18 protein-coding genes are annotated in these 16,265 nt (G+C 68.2%); 9 read left to right on the forward strand and 9 right to left on the reverse strand.

The genetic code is table 11. The annotated features are described in order from the left end of the window. Nucleotides 1–12: 12 nt before the first annotated feature. Entirely contained in the window at nt 13–564 is a 552-nt protein-coding gene (locus tag CQW49_RS12035; protein WP_003612279.1) for an LptA/OstA family protein, read from the forward strand. A gap of 99 nt (nt 565–663) precedes the next feature. Here the strand turns inward: CQW49_RS12035 and CQW49_RS12040 are convergent, their stop codons facing one another. From CQW49_RS12040 to CQW49_RS12055, 4 genes are read right to left on the reverse strand one after another with little or no spacing between them, the layout of a single operon-like run. Further along, nucleotides 664–1,128: a YbhB/YbcL family Raf kinase inhibitor-like protein gene (locus CQW49_RS12040; RefSeq protein WP_003612276.1), complete on the reverse strand. Its 465-nt coding sequence runs from the start codon at nt 1,126–1,128 to the stop codon at nt 664–666. A 12-nt stretch (nt 1,129–1,140) separates the two neighbouring features. After that, a complete protein-coding gene (gene ald / locus CQW49_RS12045; protein WP_003612274.1) occupies nt 1,141–2,259 on the reverse strand; it encodes an alanine dehydrogenase in 1,119 nt (372 codons plus the stop codon). A gap of 13 nt (nt 2,260–2,272) precedes the next feature. Next, nucleotides 2,273–2,920, reverse strand: coding sequence for a phosphoribosyltransferase (locus CQW49_RS12050; RefSeq protein WP_003612273.1), 648 nt, complete (start codon nt 2,918–2,920; stop codon nt 2,273–2,275). Between the two features lie 48 nt (nt 2,921–2,968). Next, on the reverse strand, nt 2,969–3,535 hold the full coding sequence (locus CQW49_RS12055) for an HPF/RaiA family ribosome-associated protein (RefSeq protein ID WP_003612272.1): 567 nt from the start codon (nt 3,533–3,535) through the stop codon (nt 2,969–2,971). A gap of 163 nt (nt 3,536–3,698) precedes the next feature. Between CQW49_RS12055 and CQW49_RS12060 the strand changes: the two genes are divergently transcribed. The 3 genes from CQW49_RS12060 to CQW49_RS12070 are packed head-to-tail and all read left to right on the forward strand — an operon-like array spanning nt 3,699 to nt 7,224. Continuing rightward, complete coding sequence (locus CQW49_RS12060) at nt 3,699–4,352, forward strand: dienelactone hydrolase family protein (RefSeq protein WP_003612271.1); 654 nt, start codon at nt 3,699–3,701, stop codon at nt 4,350–4,352. Then, nucleotides 4,349–5,845, forward strand: coding sequence for a ribose-phosphate diphosphokinase (locus CQW49_RS12065; RefSeq protein ID WP_003612270.1), 1,497 nt, complete (start codon nt 4,349–4,351; stop codon nt 5,843–5,845). The genes CQW49_RS12060 and CQW49_RS12065 overlap by 4 nt, the downstream gene beginning before the upstream one ends. Next, nucleotides 5,842–7,224: a nicotinate phosphoribosyltransferase gene (locus tag CQW49_RS12070; protein WP_003612269.1), complete on the forward strand. Its 1,383-nt coding sequence runs from the start codon at nt 5,842–5,844 to the stop codon at nt 7,222–7,224. The genes CQW49_RS12065 and CQW49_RS12070 overlap by 4 nt, the downstream gene beginning before the upstream one ends. Here CQW49_RS12070 and CQW49_RS12075 read toward each other — a convergent pair. Next, the gene (locus CQW49_RS12075; protein WP_024749740.1) at nt 7,182–8,204 is read right to left on the reverse strand and encodes a hypothetical protein; all 1,023 of its coding nucleotides are present in this window, start codon (nt 8,202–8,204) and stop codon (nt 7,182–7,184) included. The genes CQW49_RS12070 and CQW49_RS12075 overlap by 43 nt on opposite strands. Before the next feature lie 22 nt (nt 8,205–8,226). On the opposite strand from CQW49_RS12075, the gene CQW49_RS12080 reads away from it, so the two are divergent. From CQW49_RS12080 to CQW49_RS12100, 5 genes are all read left to right on the forward strand, one after another. Next, nucleotides 8,227–8,799, forward strand: a complete 573-nt coding sequence (locus tag CQW49_RS12080; RefSeq protein WP_003612266.1) for an isochorismatase family protein — start codon at nt 8,227–8,229, stop codon at nt 8,797–8,799. A 76-nt stretch (nt 8,800–8,875) separates the two neighbouring features. Beyond that, complete coding sequence (locus CQW49_RS12085; RefSeq protein ID WP_003612265.1) at nt 8,876–9,277, forward strand: DUF3775 domain-containing protein; 402 nt, start codon at nt 8,876–8,878, stop codon at nt 9,275–9,277. A 120-nt stretch (nt 9,278–9,397) separates the two neighbouring features. After that, nucleotides 9,398–11,254 carry a cation:proton antiporter domain-containing protein gene (locus CQW49_RS12090; RefSeq protein ID WP_003612264.1) on the forward strand — a complete coding sequence of 619 codons (1,857 nt, stop codon included), beginning with the start codon at nt 9,398–9,400 and terminating at the stop codon, nt 11,252–11,254. A gap of 60 nt (nt 11,255–11,314) precedes the next feature. Next, entirely contained in the window at nt 11,315–11,590 is a 276-nt protein-coding gene (locus CQW49_RS12095; RefSeq protein ID WP_244441313.1) for an antitoxin, read from the forward strand. A gap of 8 nt (nt 11,591–11,598) precedes the next feature. Further along, nucleotides 11,599–12,009 carry a type II toxin-antitoxin system VapC family toxin gene (locus CQW49_RS12100; protein ID WP_003612262.1) on the forward strand — a complete coding sequence of 137 codons (411 nt, stop codon included), beginning with the start codon at nt 11,599–11,601 and terminating at the stop codon, nt 12,007–12,009. Nucleotides 12,010–12,203: 194 nt separating this feature from the next. On the opposite strand, the gene CQW49_RS12105 is transcribed toward CQW49_RS12100, so the two are convergent. The 4 genes from CQW49_RS12105 to CQW49_RS12120 form a co-directional block, all read right to left on the reverse strand. Further along, the gene (locus tag CQW49_RS12105) at nt 12,204–12,536 is read right to left on the reverse strand and encodes a hypothetical protein (RefSeq protein ID WP_003612261.1); all 333 of its coding nucleotides are present in this window, start codon (nt 12,534–12,536) and stop codon (nt 12,204–12,206) included. Nucleotides 12,537–12,876: 340 nt separating this feature from the next. Next, nucleotides 12,877–14,008 (reverse strand): peptide chain release factor 2 gene (gene prfB, locus CQW49_RS12110; RefSeq protein ID WP_099831788.1). Its coding sequence is split into 2 segments (ribosomal slippage): nt 12,877–13,938 and nt 13,940–14,008, totalling 1,131 coding nucleotides; the frame shifts between segments, so codons are not numbered across the junction. A gap of 89 nt (nt 14,009–14,097) precedes the next feature. Beyond that, a complete protein-coding gene (locus CQW49_RS12115; protein ID WP_003612259.1) occupies nt 14,098–15,207 on the reverse strand; it encodes a helix-turn-helix transcriptional regulator in 1,110 nt (369 codons plus the stop codon). A gap of 69 nt (nt 15,208–15,276) precedes the next feature. Further along, nucleotides 15,277–16,215 carry an outer membrane protein gene (locus CQW49_RS12120; protein ID WP_003612258.1) on the reverse strand — a complete coding sequence of 313 codons (939 nt, stop codon included), beginning with the start codon at nt 16,213–16,215 and terminating at the stop codon, nt 15,277–15,279. Between the last annotated feature and the right edge of the window lie 50 nt (nt 16,216–16,265).

Here is a 16,265-nt window from a genome sequence, read left to right on the forward strand (position 1 = left end):
CGAGACGCCCCTATGCGAGGCTTTGCTCGCCCGCTCGCTCTCGCGCTGGCGCTGCTCGCGGCCGGCGTTCCGGCGCTGGCCAAGGGCCGCTCCGGCGGCATTCTGCCGGGCGCGAGCGGCAAGGACCCGGTCGACATAGACGCCGGCAAGCTCGATTATTTCGACAAGGAGCAGCGGCTCGTCTATTCGGGCGGCGTGATCGTCGTCAACGGCCCCTCGACGCTGAAGGCTTCGCGACTGACCATATTGCTCGACAAGGCGAAGGAGGGCGAGCAGACGACCGGAAGCGACCGCGTCCGCCATATCGACGCCGAAGGCCCGGTCACGCTCGTGTCCAAGGATCAGATCGGCGTCGGCGACCACGCCTCCTACGACCGCGGCGAGGACAAGATCTATCTCACCGGCAATGTGACGCTGACCCAGGGCGACAATATCGCCAAGGGCGACAAGCTCGTCTATGAGGTCGGCTCCGGCCATGCGACGATGATGGGCGAGCGCGTGCGCAGCCTGTTCACGCCCGGCGAGGCCAAGGGCGACAAGGACGCGAAGTCCAAGCGCAATTGACGGGCGCCTCGAGAGCGAGCCTGAAGGCTCGCGGTCCGGGGACCGCGCCTGGACCGCGAGCCTTCAGGCTCGCTCTTTCACCCCGTCAAATCGCTCATCTCACCGCTGATAGGTCCCGATCAGCAGCGCCTCGGCGAGCACCAGGGATTTCGCCGCCGCCTGCTCCACCTCCTCGCAGGTCGGATCGGCGCGCGGGACGCGCAAGGTGGGAACCGAGAGCGCCAGCAGGCGAAAATGATAATGATGCACGCCGTGGCGCGGCGGCGGGCAGGGACCGCCATAGCCGGAGCGGTCGAAATCATTGATCGCCTGCTTATATCCCCGCCCCGGCCCGGCGCGGCCGGAGCCCTCCGGCAGGCCGGAGCTCGCCGGCGAAAGATCATAGACCGCCCAATGCCGCCATGTGCCGGCGGGCGCGTCGGGATCGTCGCACAGCAGGACGAAGCTCTTCGTCTGCGCCGGAGCGTCGCTCCATTCGAGCGCGGGCGAGACATTCTCGCCGTCGCAGGTGAATTTTTTCGGGATCTCCGCCCGCTCGGCGAAAGCCGGCGATCGTAGCCGCATCGCGCGTCTCCTCTATTCGGCGCCGAGCGCCCGCTCCGCCGGAGCGAAGGGAAGCTCATGCGCCGCCGCCACCGCGGCGTTGACGATCTCGCCCTCGAAAATCTCGAGCCCGGCGCGAAGATGCGGGTCCTCGCGCAACGCGCCGAGACCGTGATCGGCGAGCGCCAGCACATGCGGCAGCGTCGCGCTGGCGAGCGCGAAGGTCGCGGTGCGCGGCACGGCGCCCGGCATGTTGGCGACGCAATAATGCACGATCCCGTCGACCACATAAGTCGGATCGGAATGGGTGGTCGGATGCGAGGTCTCGCAGCAGCCGCCCTGATCGATCGCCACATCGACGATGACCGCGCCGGGCTTCATGCCGGATAGCATCTCGCGCGTCACCAGCTTCGGCGCCGCCGCGCCCGGCAGCAGCGCCGCGCCGATGACGAGATCGGCGCGCTTCGTCAGCTCGGCGATCGCCGTCGGCGTCGAGAAGATCGTCTTCGCCGCATTGCCGAAGCGCGCCTGCAGCCGGCGCAACGGCTCGCCGGAGCGGTCGGCGACGGTGACGCTCGCGCCCATGCCGAGCGCGATCATCGCCGCCTGCGTCCCGACAACGCCGGCGCCGAGCACGAACACCTCGGCCGGCGGCACGCCCGGCGCGCCGGCGAGCAGCACGCCACGCCCGCCGAATAGCTTTTCCAGCGTGCGGGCCCCCGCCTGCGGCGCCAGCCGCCCGGCGATCTCCGACATGGGCGCGAGCAGCGGCAGGCCGCCGAAGGGCGAGGTCACCGTCTCATAGGCGATGCAGGCGGCGCGCGAGCGCATGAGATCGAGCGTCAGCGCGCGATCGGCGGCGAGATGCAGATAAGTGAAGAGGATTTGTCCGGGCCGCAGGCGCGCGCGCTCGCTCGGCTGCGGCTCCTTCACCTTCACGATGAGATCGGCCGTCGCGAAAATCTCCGCCGGCCCCTCGACCATTATCGCGCCCGCCGCCTCATAATCGGCGTCCGAGAGCCCGGCGCCCGCGCCGGCGCCGCGCTCGACGAGCGCGACATGGCCGCGCTGGCGCAGCTCGAAGACGGCGGCCGGCGTCAGCGCCACGCGAAACTCATTGTCCTTGATTTCCTTGGGCGCGCCGACGCGCATCGTGAGCCTCCATTCATCGCCGCGGCGTGAAGCGATCGAGAATGGCGATCACCTCCGCGTCGTCGATCTGGCGAAAATCCGCATAGAAGAAACCGATCGCGCCGAAATCGCGATATTGCTCGAGACAGAGGATCTCGTCGGCGTCCTCGCGCAAGGCGTCCAGCGCCTCGGTCGGTCCGACGGGCACGGCGAGCAGCAGCTTCTTCGGCCGCAGCGCCCGCACGGCGCGCAGAGCGGCGCGCGTGGTGGCGCCGGTGGCGACGCCGTCGTCGACGACGATCGCCAGCTTTCCGGCGACATCGGGGCGCTGCCGGCCGCCGAGATAGAGCGCGCGGCGGCGCTCGATCTCCGCCTGCTCGCGCGCGCGGATGGCGTCGAAGGCGCCCGGCGAAATATCGGCGAGCGCGATCACATCCTCATTGCGCACGATGGTCGGCGCGCCGCCGTCGGCGACGGCGCCCATCGCGAGCTCGGGCTGAAAGGGAACCCCGATCTTGCGCACCAGCACCAGATCGAGCGGCGCATTCAGCCGCTCGGCGATCTTCGCGGCGACCGGCGCGCCGCCGCGCGGCAGCGCGAACACCACCGCCTCCTCGCCCCGATGGCTGGCGAGCGCATCGGCGAGGCGGAGACCGGCGTCGGTTCGGTCACGAAACGGCATGGCCGGCTCGATATAGGCGCCGCCCCCGCCTTTGCGAAGAGCCCCGGCTCATGACGGCGCCCGCTCTCCCTGCGGCTTCACCGCGCACGCCTGCGGGCCGTCGTCGGCCTCCTCCTCGCGATAGATGACGCGCGCGCCGAGATCGAGCCGATCGAAGCCGTCGCCTTCGACGCTATTGCGGTGAAAATACAGCTCGCGTCCGTCGGAGCCTTCGAGGAAGCCGTAGCCGTCCTCGCGCATCAGCCGCCGCACCACGCCGGCGGCGGGCTCGACGTGCTGCTTGACGCGTCCCTCCATGCGGCGAACCTGATCCTGCAACCGCCGCCGCGCGCGCTTGAACGCATCGTCGAGCGCGAAATCGAAATCCTGGAAGCGCTCGTCCTCGGGCGGCGTGCGCTCGACGACCGCCTCGCGTCCATCGGGCAGCGCGAGGCGGATGTTCACCTCATAGAGTCCGCCGGTGCGATGGCGCCCGCCCGGCGCCTTGACCACGACGCGGCAAGCGGTGACGCGGCCGCAGCGCGTCTCCAGCTGATCGATATGACGCTCGATGCGCGCGCGCATCTGAGGCGTCGCCTCCAGTCCCTGAAAGTCGATTTCCGGCGTCGTCTGCATGGGCGGCCCTCCCTTCTCGCTCGCGTCGAATTGATTCACCTTGGCGGCGCCGAAGCGCAAAAACCGGCGTCGTTTCGAGGACGGCGCAATAGATAGATAGGGCGGGCGAGGGGCGCCTCGCAGCGGCGCCGCGTCGCTGCGACCGCGAGCGAAAGGGTGCGCCATGACGACGCTGGTTCGCAGATCGGAGGTCGCCGTCGGCTCACGCCGATTGGGCGGCGCGCTGGAGCTTCCCGACAATCCGAGCGGCCTCGTGCTGTTCGCGCATGGCAGCGGCTCGTCGCGCTACAGCCCGCGCAACGCCTTCGTGGCCGAGGCGCTGCTGGCGCGCGGCTTCGCGACTCTGCTCATGGATTTGCTGACCCGCAACGAGGCGCGCGACCGGCGCAATGTGTTCGATATTCCACTGCTCGCCGGGCGCGTCGTCGAGGCGATCGACTGGATCATCGCCGAGCCCGCGCTCGCCGAGCTGCCGATCGGCCTCTTCGGCGCCAGCACGGGCGCGGCCGCCGCTCTCGCCGCCGCCGCGCAGCGTCCGGAGCGCGTCGGCGCCGTCGTCTCGCGCGGCGGTCGCCCCGATCTCGCCGGCGAGGATCTCGCGCGCGTCACGGCGCCGACTCTGCTCATCGTCGGCGCGCTCGATTACGAAGTGCTGGAGCTCAATCGTCAATCACAGGGACTCCTGCACGATTCGCGGCTCGACGTCGTGCCCGGCGCGACGCATTTGTTCGAGGAGCCCGGGACGCTGGAGCGCGTCGTCGCGCTGGCCGCCGATTGGTTCGCCGAGAAGCTGCCGCGACGCGGCGAGGACTCATGACGACGCTGGCGATGACGCAGCCGTTTCTGCGCCGCTTGTTCGAGCGTCTCGACTCCGCGCCGCAACCGGTCGGTGCGGAGGCCGAGCGCGTGCTCGCGCAATGGCGGGCGGCGCGGCGCGGAGTCGCGCCGCCGCTCGCCACCTGGATCGCGTCGCCGCGCGGCGGCTTCGTCTTCCGCAAAAGAGAGGGCCAGCGCGACTATGAGCTGCTGAGCGGCGCGGAGGCGCTGGCGCCGCTGCTGTCGTCGAGCGAAAGCGCGCGGCTTTCTGCTTGCGCCGATCGCCGCGCCGCCGTCCGTCTGCGCCGTCTCTTCGATGAAGCGCTGCGCATCGGCGAGCCCGTGCTCGCCATCTTCACGCTCGTCGAGCAGGGACGCGACATAGCCAGCGTCGAGCTGATCGCGGCGCCGCTGGCGCTCGCCGATGGCGCGCTCGGCGCCGTCGCCGGCGCGCTGTCGGTCAGCCGCTTTATTTTCCCGGCGCCGGCGCGGCCGATGCGCGCGCCTGCGCAGCCGGGCCTCGTTCTGTTCGCGCTCGGCTCCAGCGCAACTCTCGGCGAGCAGGTCGCGCGCGAGATTGGAATCGAGCTGTCGCCGCATGAGGAGCGGCGCTTCGAGGACGGCGAGCGCAAGATCCGTCCGCTCGCCGACGTGCGCGGCCGCGATGTGCAGATCGTGACGAGCCTGCATGGCGAAGCCGGCGAGACCGGCGCCGACAAGCTGCTGCGTCTCCTCTTCTTCATCGGCGCCTTGCGCGACGCCGGCGCGGCCAAGACGACGGCGATCACGCCCTATCTCTGCTATGCGCGCAAGGACCGCCGCACCAAGCCGCGCGATCCGGTCACGACGCGCATGGTCGCGCAATTGCTCGAGGCGATCGGCGCCGATGCGGTCGTCACCATCGACGCGCATAATGTCGCCGCCTTCGAGAACGCCTTTCGCATCGAGGCCGTGGCGCTCGACGCGCAGGCGCTGCTGGCGCGGCATTTCGTTCAACGCATCGGCGATGCGCCGGCCGCCGTCGTCTCGCCCGATCTCGGCGGCGAGAAGCGCGCCGAGCTGTTCCGCCTGCGGCTCGAGGCGACGCTCGGGCGCCCGATCGCCAAGGCCTTCATGGACAAGCATCGCAGCATGGGCCAAGTGAGCGGCGAGATTTTCGCCGGCGACGTCGCCGGACGAACCGCCATTGTTCTCGACGATCTCATCAGCGGCGGCGGCACCATGGCGCGCGCGGCCGCCGCCTGCCGCGCCAATGGCGCCGCGCGCATCCTGCTCGCCGCGACGCATGGCCTGTTCGCGCGCGGCGGCGCGACGCTGCGCGATGTCGAGGTCGACGAGATCGTCGTCACCGATTGCGTTCCGATCGCCGCCGATGTCGCGACGGCTTTCGGCGCGAAGCTCACCGTGCTCGGCGTCGCTCCGCTGCTCGCGCGAGCGATCGAACGGCTGCATGGCGGCGGCTCGATCGACGATCTGCTGGAGCGAGGACCATGATGCGCAATGTGACGCGCGCCGGTGCGCTGTTCATCGATCTCTATGAAATCGCCATGCTGCGCGGCTATTTCGAGCTCGGCATGGCCGAGCGGCCAGCGACCTTCAGCCTGTTCGTGCGTCGCCTGCCGCCGTCGCGCAACTTCCTTCTCGCCTGCGGCCTCGCCGATCTTCTGCGCGACATCGCCGCTTTTCGCTATGACGACGCGCAGCTGCGCTATCTCGCCTCGCTCGGTTTCCCTCATGATTTTCTCAACTTCCTCGCACGTCTGCGCTTCACCGGCGATATTCGCGCCATGCCGGAGGGCGCGCCCGTCTTCGCCGAAGAGCCGATCGTCGAGGTGACGGCGCCCATAGCGCAGGCGCAGGCGCTGGAGACATTGATCATCAATCGCATCGGCCTGCAGACGATGCTCGCCTCGAAAGCCGCGCGCGTCGTCGCGGCGGCGCGCGGCCGCGCGGTCGTCGATTTCGGCGCACGCCGCGCGCAGGGTTTCGATGCGGCGCTGGACGGCGCACGCGCCTTCTACATCGCCGGAGTGGCGGCGACCTCTCTGCTCGCCGCCGGCCGCGCTCATGACATTCCCGTCGCCGGCACGATGGCGCACAGCTTCATCGAAGCCTGCGCGTCGCAAAGCGAAGCGTTCCGCGCCTATGCGCGGCTCTTTCCGCGCACGACTCTGCTCGTCGACACTTACGACACGATCGGCGGCGTGCGCGACGTGATCGCGCTCGCAAGCGAGATGGGCGCGGATTTCGACATCGGCGCCATCCGCCTCGATTCCGGCGATCTCGACGCCTTGTCGCGGCAGGCGCGCCGGCTGCTCGACGACGCTGGCCTCGCGCATATTCGCATCGTCGCGAGCGGCGGTCTCGATGAAGCGCGCATCGAGCGCCTGGCCGCGGCGAATGCGCCGATCGACATGTTCGGCGTCGGCACAGACATGTCGGTCTCGGGCGACGCGCCGGCGCTCGACATCGCCTATAAGCTCGTGGAATTCGAAGGGCGCGGCTGCATGAAGCTGTCGCCGGGCAAGCGCAGCCTGCCCGGCCGCAAGCAGGTGTTTCGCGGCTTTCACGACGGCGTCGCCGCTTTCGACGTGATCGCCCGTGAAGGCGAGAGCTCGAGCGGCGTCGCTCTATTGCGCGAGGCGATGCGCGCGGGCGAAGCGCTGGAGCCGTCGCCCAGCCTCGAGCAGATCCGCACCCATGCGCGCGAGGCGATCGCCACTCTTCCCGCCGGCTGCCGCGCGCTCTCGCCTTCGTCCTATCCGGTCACCATCAGCGGCGCGCTGGCGCGCTACGAACGCGAGGTGATGTCGAAGATCGCCGCATCCTCTCAGCCGATCGCGGCCATGCGGGTTGCGGCGAGCTGCAGATAGCGGGCGGCGAGCGGCGCCCATTTCTCTTTTTGGCGCGGATGCGGATCGAAGAGATGCGCGAGCGCGAGCCGCGCGCGCAACATGGCGCGGCAGGCGCCATAGAGCGCGACCAGCGCCGGCGCCGGCGCATCGCCGAGCCGCGCCGACGTCGCCTCCAGGAGCCGCGGCCCCAGATCGCCAGCGCCGAGCAGCGCGCATTCCAAGTCGAGAAAAGCCAGCTCGTCGAAAGGATCGACCTGACGCAGGTCGTGATTGAACTCGAGACAATCGAATATGGCGATGGGGTCGGTGAAGCAAATATGCTCGGGACGCAGATCGCCATGTCCGTCGATGACGCGGCCCGCGCGCACGCGCTGCTCGAGCGTCGGCGTGAATGCTGCGAGCATGGCGTGCAGACGATCGAGCAGAGCAGGGCTCGAAGGCTCGCAGAGCGTCAGCACACGCCGCGTCTCCTCGTGCTCGCGAAAAAATCTCGCGACATATTCTGCTGGCGTCATCGTCGTGCGTTCCGCGCAGGCGTAGAAGCTCGCCAGCGTTTCAGCGAGCGCGGCGATCTGCCCTGTCTCGAGCCGACCCTCGACGATGAGACGATCGAGCATGAGCCGTTCCGGAAGGCGCCGCATCTCGACGAGCCAGTCGACGACGGCGCCCTCGCCGCGCAGCGCCAGATCGCCGGATGGCGCGAGCGTCAGCGGAATAACATCGAGATAGACGCCGGGCGCGAGGCGGCGGTTGAGGCGCAGCTCCTCGCGACAATCGGCCGCGCGCGCAGGAACCGTCGAAAAATCGAGGAAAGTGAAGCGCACTGGCTTCTTCAGCTTATAGACGCGCTCTCCCGCGAGGAACACATAGGACATATGTGTCTCCATGACGTCGACGCGCGCGGGGACGGGCGCATAGGCCGAAGGCTGCGCGAGGCGCCGAATTTTGTCGGCAATCGCGACATCGGCAAGTCCGGCTCTGTTCTGGCTCGAGGACATGGCTCCGCGGGAGGCTGAGGTGATGACGCAATCGAAGATAGGGCTGCGCATGAGCGACGCTCTATTGATCGTCGATCTGCAGCGCGACTTTTGCGCCGGCGGCAAGCTCGAGGTTCCGGGCGCCGAGGAGATCGTGCCGATCGTCAATGCGCTCGCCGCGGAGGCGCATGCGCGAGGCGCGCTCATCGTCGTCTCGCGCGATCTGCATCCGGCCGATCATCTGAGCTTCGCCGCTTTCGGCGGCGATTGGCCGCAGCATTGCGTGCGCGGCACGCGCGGGGCGGAGCTGCATCCCGGCTTGCATCTGCCCGAGGGCGCGCTGTTCGTCGCCAAGGCGCGGCGCGCCGAGCGCGAGCAAGCCTCCACCTTCGACGCGACCGGCCTCGCCGAAGAGCTGCGCCGGCGCTCCGTCGAGCGCATCTTCATCGTCGGCCTCGCCGAGGACGTCTGCGTGAAGGCGAGCGCGATCGACGCCGCGCGACTCGGCTTCGCCACCCATGTGCTGCGCGCCGCGACGCGGCCGGTGACGCCCGAAGGCGGCGCGCGTGCGCGCGCGGAGATGCGCGCGGCCGGGGTGATGGTGATCGAGGCGTGAGAGCGCCCCATATCAGGCGCGGTGTGGACCGCGAGCCTCCGGGCTCGCTTCGTCGGGGCCAACATGCGAGGACGCTATGCCGGAGATCAACACGGACAAGGTCTGTTTCGTCATCGTCAAGGCGCGGGAGATCGAGGCGGAGGACGAGGGAATGCAGCCGGACGCCTCCAATCCGTCGGACGATAAATTCGTGAGCGTGCTCACCGAGGCGGGCTATTCGCCGAACCGGCGCGAGCTCGCCGAATTCATCGAGGCGATGGATGTCGACGAGCAGGCGGAGCTGGTGGCGCTCGCCTGGGTCGGCCGCGGCGATTTCTCCGCCGAGGAATGGGACACGGCGGTCATCGAGGCCAAGGAGCGGCGCAAGGGGCCGACCTCCCGCTATCTGATCGGCATTCCGCTGCTGGCCAGCTATCTCGAAGCCGGCCTCGACGCCTTCGACGAAGGCTGCGAAGGCTTCGAGGAGGATCGACAATAGCGCGGCTCTCCCCTCCCGCTCGGGAAAGGATGGCGTCCGCGCGTTTTACATTGGGAATCTTCCCCGTCCTTGTCCTATGCTGGCCTCGACTCGAAAAAATTGGCCGAGACGGGAGCAATAATGGAATCGTTCCACTGGGAGGGGTATCGAGAGGCGCTGTTGTTTCTCGCGACGGGCGGGATCATCGCGCCGCTGTTTCATCGTCTGCGCATCAGCCCGATCCTCGGCTTTCTCGCCGCCGGCGCCGCCCTCGGTCCGTTCGGCCTCGGCCGCTTGGCGCATGAGCATGAGTTCCTCGCGGCCTTCACGCTGAGCGACGTCGAGAGCATTTCACGGATCGCCGAATTCGGCCTCGTCTTCTTGTTGTTCACGATCGGGCTGGAGCTCTCCTGGGAGCGCCTCGCGCGCATGCGCGTCCTGGTGTTCGGCCTGGGGCTGGCGCAGGTCCTCGCCTGCGGCGCGGCGCTCTCGGCCATCTCGGTTTATGCGGGCGGCCTCGGCGCGGCGCCCGCCATCATCCTCGGCGCGGCGCTGGCCATGTCTTCGACCGCGATCGTCATTCCGGTGCTCGCCGAGCGGCGGCGGCTCAACCGCGCGGCGGGGCGCGCCTCCTTCGCGGTGCTGCTGATGCAGGACCTGATGGTCGCGCCGCTGCTGTTCCTCGTCTCCTTCCTCGCCGATCCGGAGACGAGCCGACAGGGGATCGGCTCGCTGCTGGCCTTTCTGCCGGCGCTCGCCGCCATGGGACTGCTCATCGTCGCCGGACGCCTGCTGCTGCGGCCGCTGTTCCGGCTGGTGGCGGCGGCGGATTCGACCGAACTCTTCATGGCCGCCTGCCTGCTGGTGATCATCGGCTCGGGCGTCGCCAGCGCGGCGGACGGCTTCTCCATGGGCCTCGGCGCCTTCATCGCCGGCCTGCTGCTCGCCGAGACCGAGTTCCGCCGCGAGATCGAGGTGACGACCGAACCGTTCAAGGGCCTTCTGCTCGGCCTCTTCTTCGTGTCGGTCGGCGCCGGTCTCGATCTCGGGCGTCTCGTGGCCGATCCCGTTCCCGTGCTCGCCATCGCCGGCGGGCTGATCGTGGTCAAGGCGGCGATCACCTTCGGCCTCGGCCGCGCCTTCCGCCTCGAGGCGCCGGTCGCGGCGGAGACGGCGCTGCTGATCGCGCCCGGCGGCGAGTTCGCCTTCATTCTTCTGACGGGCGCCATCGCCGGCGGCCTCGTGCCGCAGCGGCTCGGCAGCGACGCCATGCTGGCGGTGACGCTCGGCATGTTCGTCGTGCCGGCGCTGGGCCGGCTCGGCGAATGGCTGAACCCCGGCAAGCGCAAGCAGGATATCGAGGCCGAATACGGCCATCTCGCGCCCGAGGGCGAAGTCGCCGCGGGCCGCGTCGTCATCGTCGGCTATGGGCGTGTCGGGACGCTGATCGGCGAGATGCTGAGCCGTCACGAGATTCCCTTCGTCGCCATCGACAATTCGGTGACGCTCGTCGCCGAGAAGCGCGACGCCGGCGTCGACATCTTCTGGGGCAATTGCATGCGGCGCGAGTTTCTGCTGCGCTCGGGCGTCGCCCAGGCGCGCGCGCTGGTGGTGACGGTGGAGAAGCCCGAGGCGGCGGAGGAGATCGTCCGCGTCGCCCATGAGGCGCGCGGCGACATGCCGATCGTCGCGCGCGCTCGCGACGCCTCTCACGCGACGCATCTCTACGAGCTCGGCGCCACCGACGCGATCCCCGAGACGATCGAGGCGAGCCTGCAGCTCGCCGAGACCGTGCTGGTCGATGTCGGCGTGCCCATGGGCTATGTGATCGCCTCGATCCACGAGAAGCGCGACGAATTCCGCAAGCTGCTGCAGCCGACCGGCGAGGACGCCCGCCGCAAGCACGCCGCCCGCGCCTCGGTGAAGCTGAAGGAACTGAAGAAGCGGCGTGCGGGGCTGCCGGCGGCGACGCCGCGGGAGCAGGGGGAGGGGACGTAGCTGCAAATTAATTGCTGCACGGCGCCGGCCTTCCGTGATATCTATTATTGATAGCTATCAATGGGGACGGTTATGCACGAGCAGAACAAAGCGACGGCCAAGCTGTTCATGCACGGCCGCAGTCAGGCCGTGCGTCTGCCCAAGGAGTTCCGCTTCGAGGGCAGCCAGGTGCGGGTGAGCCGGATCGGCGACAAGGTGATTTTGGAGCCCATGGAAAAGCCGCCCTTCGACGTGAAGGCGTGGCGCGCGAAGCTCGACGCCTATCTGGACATTGATTTTCCCGAGATCGAAAGGATTCCGCCGCTCGAACCCGACGAAGACGTCACTTTCGACTGACCTCGCCGATGTTTTTTCTCGATACGAATGTCGTGATCGCAGTCATGACGCGCCGCGCGCCCCATCTCGTGGCGCGCATCGAGGCCGAACTCGCGCACGGGACGCCGTTGCTGCTGTCGACGATCGTTCTCTATGAACTCGAATATGGGGCGTGCAAGAGCGCTCATCCCGAGCGAAACCTCGCGCGGATCGGAGATTTCCTCGTCAGCGTCGCGGCTATCGTTCCACTCGACGTCGAGGACGCGCGCGAAGCCGGCGACATCCGAGCATTTCTCGAAGCGAAAGGAACGCCGATCGGCCCCTATGACGTGTTGATCGCCGCCCAGGCGCGACGCCGGCGTATTGCGCTCGTTACCGGCAACCGCCGCGAGTTCGACCGCGTGCCCGGTCTCGTCATGACCGATTGGACCGCCGCCTGATCGCGCCGGCAGCACCGCTGCGATCCACGAGAAGGACGAGTTCCGCAAGCTGCTGCAGCCCAAAGGCGAGGAGGCGCGCCGCAAGCACACCGACCGCGCCTCGGTGAAGCTGAAGAAGCTGAAGAAACGGCGGGCGAACCTGCCGGCGCCGCGGGAGCAGGAAGAGGGGTGAGGAGAGGGCGTTCGAGAATGTGTCAGAAGATGTTGTCGCGGCGTTTATAGATGATCGTACGATTTTCGGCGAAGGGTGGGAGGATGACGGCCTCCCGCCACTTTCGATCGAAGCCCGGTAGGGCCTCGAGGCGCGTCATGAGGTTCTCAAAGCCTGAAATTTCCTCATGAATAGTTCGGATTTGCTCGTCGCCCTCAGGCCCTGCCACGATGTCGCAGCAGACGAGATCGGTGGTGAGTTCGTCTATCTTGTAGGCGACGACGACGCTCACCTCATCGAGTGAGATTTTCTCGGTTCCTTCGGACGTGACGATCGCAAACTCATTCTCGGTGGTTATGATCTTTGGCTTGCACATCGAACGTCCATCCGGGTAGTAACTCGTCGAAGCGCATCGAGACCGACTTCACGCACGGCCGACCGATCGACGAAAAGGGCGCTCCCTTCTCCCGCTCGCGGGAGAAGCTGGCCCGACGAAGTCGGGTCGGATGAGGGTCCGCGCCGGAAAACCCCGATCGAAGTCAATGTGAAGCGACGAAAACCTGGGTGAAACCTCAAGGACCCTCATCCGACCCTCGCTGACGCGCGTCCCTTCTCCCGCAAGCGGGAGAAGGGACGCGCGTCGAGAGTCGGCGCACATTTTACCGACTCAGGTCGCCCGACAACCACAGGTCGGCAGAGAGGCGGCGACGCAGCCCCTACTCCACATCCTCCACCTTCTCCGGTCCGCCGCCGAGCACGCGCTGCGCCAGCGAGGCCTGCATGAAATCGTCGAGCTCGCCGTCCAGAACCTCGGACGGGGTGCCGGAGGTGTGGCCGGTGCGCAGATCCTTCACCAGCTGATAGGGCTGCAGCACATAGCTGCGGATCTGATGACCCCAGCCGATGTCGGTCTTCGACGCCTCGACGGCGTTGGCCTCCGCCTCGCGCTTCTTCAGCTCCATCTCATAGAGGCGCGCGCGCAGCATGTTCCAGGCGGTGGCGCGGTTCTTGTGCTGAGAGCGCTCGGCCTGACAGGCGACGACGATGCCGCTCGGAATATGGGTGATGCGGATCGCCGAGTCCGTCGTGTTGACGTGCTGGCCGCCCGCGCCCGAGGAGCGATAGGTGTCGATGCGGCAATCGGATTCATTGACCTGGATATCGATCTTGTCGTCGACGACCGGATAGACCCAGACCGAGGCGAAGCTCGTGTGCCGCCGCGCATTGGAGTCGAAGGGCGAGATGCGCACGAGGCGATGCACGCCGGACTCGGTCTTGGCCCAGCCATGGGCGTTCATGCCCTTGATGAGCAGCGTGGCCGATTTGATGCCGGCCTCGTCGCCGGACGTCTCCTCGATCACCTCGACCTTGAATTTCTTGCGCTCGGCCCAGCGGGCGTACATGCGGAACAGCATGCGCGCCCAGTCGCAGCTCTCGGTGCCGCCGGCGCCCGAATGCACCTCGATATAGGTGTCGTTGCCGTCGGCCTCGCCCGAGAACAGCGCCTCGATCTGGCGCTCGCGCGCATCCTTCAGCAGCGCCTCAAGCTGGGCGATCCCTTCCTTCTCGGTGTCGGCGTCATTCTCCGATTCGCCGAGCTCGACCAGCGTCAGCGCGTCGTCGAGGTCGCGCTCGAGGCGCGCGATGGCGCCGAGCTGATCCTCGATCTGCGTGCGCTCGCGCATGATCTTCTGCGCGGCGTCGGCGTCGTTCCAGAGGGTGGGGTCCTCGACGCGGGCGTTCAGCTCGGCGAGACGGCGCGTTGCGGTCTCGACGTCAAAGATGCCTCCTCAGCAGTCCCATGGACTGCTCGATCTGTTCTTTCAGCGCAAGCGGCTCGGCGCGCATCTTTTCTCTCTGCTTTTTTGCTTATCTTCCCGCCCGCGCGAATCGCGCGCCGACGAGCCTCGGCTCTTGTCCGAGCCGCCGGTCTTAGATCATGTCGAGGGAAATATGAAGCCCTTGCGCAGCGACGGCGACGCCAGCAGCGTCGCGAGCTGCGCCTGACGGCGGACGCCGGTCTTGGCGAACACGCATTTGAGCTGGGCGCGAACGGTTTCGACCGCCCCCCCACGCTGTTCCGCGATCTGCTCCATGGTGGCGCCTTCCGCTATGCCGCTCGCCACCCGCGCCTCGGCCGCGGTGAGATCGAACAATGCGCGGATCAGATCCCCATCGGGCGCGCAGGGCGCGGCGATCGGCGCGACAATGGCGACGCCGAAGCCGCCGTCGAACAAATCGCGCGCGCGCCCGGTCGCCGGCACGAGATGGACGATGAGCTTCTCGTCCGCCGCGCCTCTCGCCGGAAAGGAGCGCACCGCCGCCGCCGCGGGATCGCGCAGCTCGGCGACGGCGCGTTTCAGCAGCGCATTGGCGGCGGCGTCGCCGAGCGCGAGGCGGTCGCCGGGCAGCCATCGCACATGCGCCGAGCCCTCGATCAGCGCATTGGCCGCCAGCACACGGCCGGAAAGATCGACGATGGCGGCCGGAAGCCCCAGCAGCGCCAGAGCCTCCGCCGCGGCGCGCAGCTGCGCGAGCCGCCAGCGCGCCGCCAGCATTCCGGCCCGCGCCAGATGCGGCCGAAACGCGTCGAGACGCGCAATGGCGTCCGGCCCAAATCGCGGCTGGCCAACGCGACGGTTCATGTGCACGATCACCATGTCCCCGCTCGGCGTGTCGATGCAGGTGGCCGCGGCGAGGCCGAGTCCGGCCGGCGCGCCCCATTCCGCCATCAGCGGATCGGCGAACCATTCTTCCTCGGAGAAGGCTTCCATCGAATCGGCGAAGCCGAAGCGCGCGCCGGCGAAGCCGAGGAGACGCGTGGTGGCCTGGCTGCGCCCGGGTCCGGAGCCGCAAAGCCAATCATCGAGCCCCGGCGCGAGAGCCGCCGAACAGCGCCAGCCGAGCCAAGCGTCCGATCGCCGCGCGAGGATCACGCCGCCCGCGGCGTCGGCGGCGGCGCCGACATCCTCCAGCACCCGCGGCCACAGCTCCGGATCAGCGGCGGCCTCGTAAATCCGATCGATCAAATTCGCGGTCTGCGACATCGGCGTTCAATGAAACTCGTGACAATGCCGTCGACCATAGCATCTTCGCGCCGCCCCGTCGCGGCCGTCTCAATATTTGGCGACGATCGCCGAGAGCATCGGCGCGGCGAAGTGATAATTGACGCCGAGGCGCGCGATCACGCCGTCATAGCGAAAGCGCGTGGTCGCGACATTCAGCACGGCGATCGAGGACGGCGCAGCCGGATTGACGAGCGCGCTCGGGAACGTCGAGACGCGCCGGCTGCCGAGATCATAATAGAGCGCCTCGGTCTTGACGCTCCATTGCGGCGCGAAGCTCCATTCGAAGCCGCCGCCGGCGATCCAGCCGACCCGCGCCGCGTCGAAACTTCCCCAGGCCGGCAGCACCGGATTGTCCGGATGGCCGATCGGGTCCTGCGGATGCCAATGAAATCCGAGCGTCGAGATGGAGCCGAAGGTTCCGCCATAGGCGAGGCCGCCCGTGCCGTAGAACAGCAGCGCAGGATTGAAGAAGTAACCGAAGCGGCCGCGCACCGAGCCGAGCCAGCCGAGGCCGGCGCGCACATCGGCGCGGCCCGCTTGCAGATGCAGCAGCCCGTGCGCGTCGACCTGCGAGGCGAAGCCGTTGGAAGCGCCCGAGCCACGCAGCGTCGAGCCGTCGAAATCGGTCTCGACGCCGAACAAAAAGCCGGCCGGTCCCACATGATTATAGCCGATCTGCGCGCCGCCGATGAACCCGTCCTGCTGCAACGAGGCGAGGCCGGAGACATAGGGCGACGAGAAACCGAAGGGCATGCCGAGCGCGCCGGAGGCCCAATCATAGACGGAATAGCCATAGGTGCGCGCCTCGCTCGTCCCGCCCCACGCCCAGCCGGCGTTGAGGCCGACATAAAGGCCCGCCCAGGAGGAGGGCGGCGGTGGAGGCGGAGCGGGCGGCAGAACGACCGGCGCGGAGCCGAGATCCGCCGCGAGCGCCGGAGCGACGACGGCGACGATGGACAATGCGGCCACAGCGGCGGTCAGCTTCATCGGTTCTCCCCGTGATGCGCCGAGTCGATTCGCTCCTTGTCGATTCGCTC

Source organism: Methylosinus trichosporium OB3b, assembly GCF_002752655.1.
Taxonomy (GTDB): Bacteria; Pseudomonadota; Alphaproteobacteria; order Rhizobiales; family Beijerinckiaceae; genus Methylosinus; species Methylosinus trichosporium.

Bases quoted from the DNA above. Each gene is read 5' to 3' on its own strand.
- CQW49_RS12060 (WP_003612271.1), top strand. From the start codon at position 3,699: ATGACGACGCTGGTTCGCAGATCGGAGGTCGCCGTCGGCTCACGCCGA.
- CQW49_RS12105 (WP_003612261.1), bottom strand. From the start codon at position 12,536: ATGTGCAAGCCAAAGATCATAACCACCGAGAATGAGTTTGCGATCGTC.
- CQW49_RS12065 (WP_003612270.1), top strand. From the start codon at position 4,349: ATGACGACGCTGGCGATGACGCAGCCGTTTCTGCGCCGCTTGTTCGAG.
- ald (WP_003612274.1), bottom strand. From the start codon at position 2,259: ATGCGCGTCGGCGCGCCCAAGGAAATCAAGGACAATGAGTTTCGCGTG.
- CQW49_RS12070 (WP_003612269.1), top strand. From the start codon at position 5,842: ATGATGCGCAATGTGACGCGCGCCGGTGCGCTGTTCATCGATCTCTAT.
- CQW49_RS12120 (WP_003612258.1), bottom strand. From the start codon at position 16,215: ATGAAGCTGACCGCCGCTGTGGCCGCATTGTCCATCGTCGCCGTCGTC.
- CQW49_RS12115 (WP_003612259.1), bottom strand. From the start codon at position 15,207: ATGTCGCAGACCGCGAATTTGATCGATCGGATTTACGAGGCCGCCGCT.
- CQW49_RS12080 (WP_003612266.1), top strand. From the start codon at position 8,227: ATGACGCAATCGAAGATAGGGCTGCGCATGAGCGACGCTCTATTGATC.
- CQW49_RS12090 (WP_003612264.1), top strand. From the start codon at position 9,398: ATGGAATCGTTCCACTGGGAGGGGTATCGAGAGGCGCTGTTGTTTCTC.
- CQW49_RS12095 (WP_244441313.1), top strand. From the start codon at position 11,315: ATGGGGACGGTTATGCACGAGCAGAACAAAGCGACGGCCAAGCTGTTC.
- CQW49_RS12085 (WP_003612265.1), top strand. From the start codon at position 8,876: ATGCCGGAGATCAACACGGACAAGGTCTGTTTCGTCATCGTCAAGGCG.
- CQW49_RS12040 (WP_003612276.1), bottom strand. From the start codon at position 1,128: ATGCGGCTACGATCGCCGGCTTTCGCCGAGCGGGCGGAGATCCCGAAA.
- CQW49_RS12100 (WP_003612262.1), top strand. From the start codon at position 11,599: ATGTTTTTTCTCGATACGAATGTCGTGATCGCAGTCATGACGCGCCGC.
- CQW49_RS12055 (WP_003612272.1), bottom strand. From the start codon at position 3,535: ATGCAGACGACGCCGGAAATCGACTTTCAGGGACTGGAGGCGACGCCT.
- CQW49_RS12035 (WP_003612279.1), top strand. From the start codon at position 13: ATGCGAGGCTTTGCTCGCCCGCTCGCTCTCGCGCTGGCGCTGCTCGCG.
- CQW49_RS12075 (WP_024749740.1), bottom strand. From the start codon at position 8,204: ATGTCCTCGAGCCAGAACAGAGCCGGACTTGCCGATGTCGCGATTGCC.
- CQW49_RS12050 (WP_003612273.1), bottom strand. From the start codon at position 2,920: ATGCCGTTTCGTGACCGAACCGACGCCGGTCTCCGCCTCGCCGATGCG.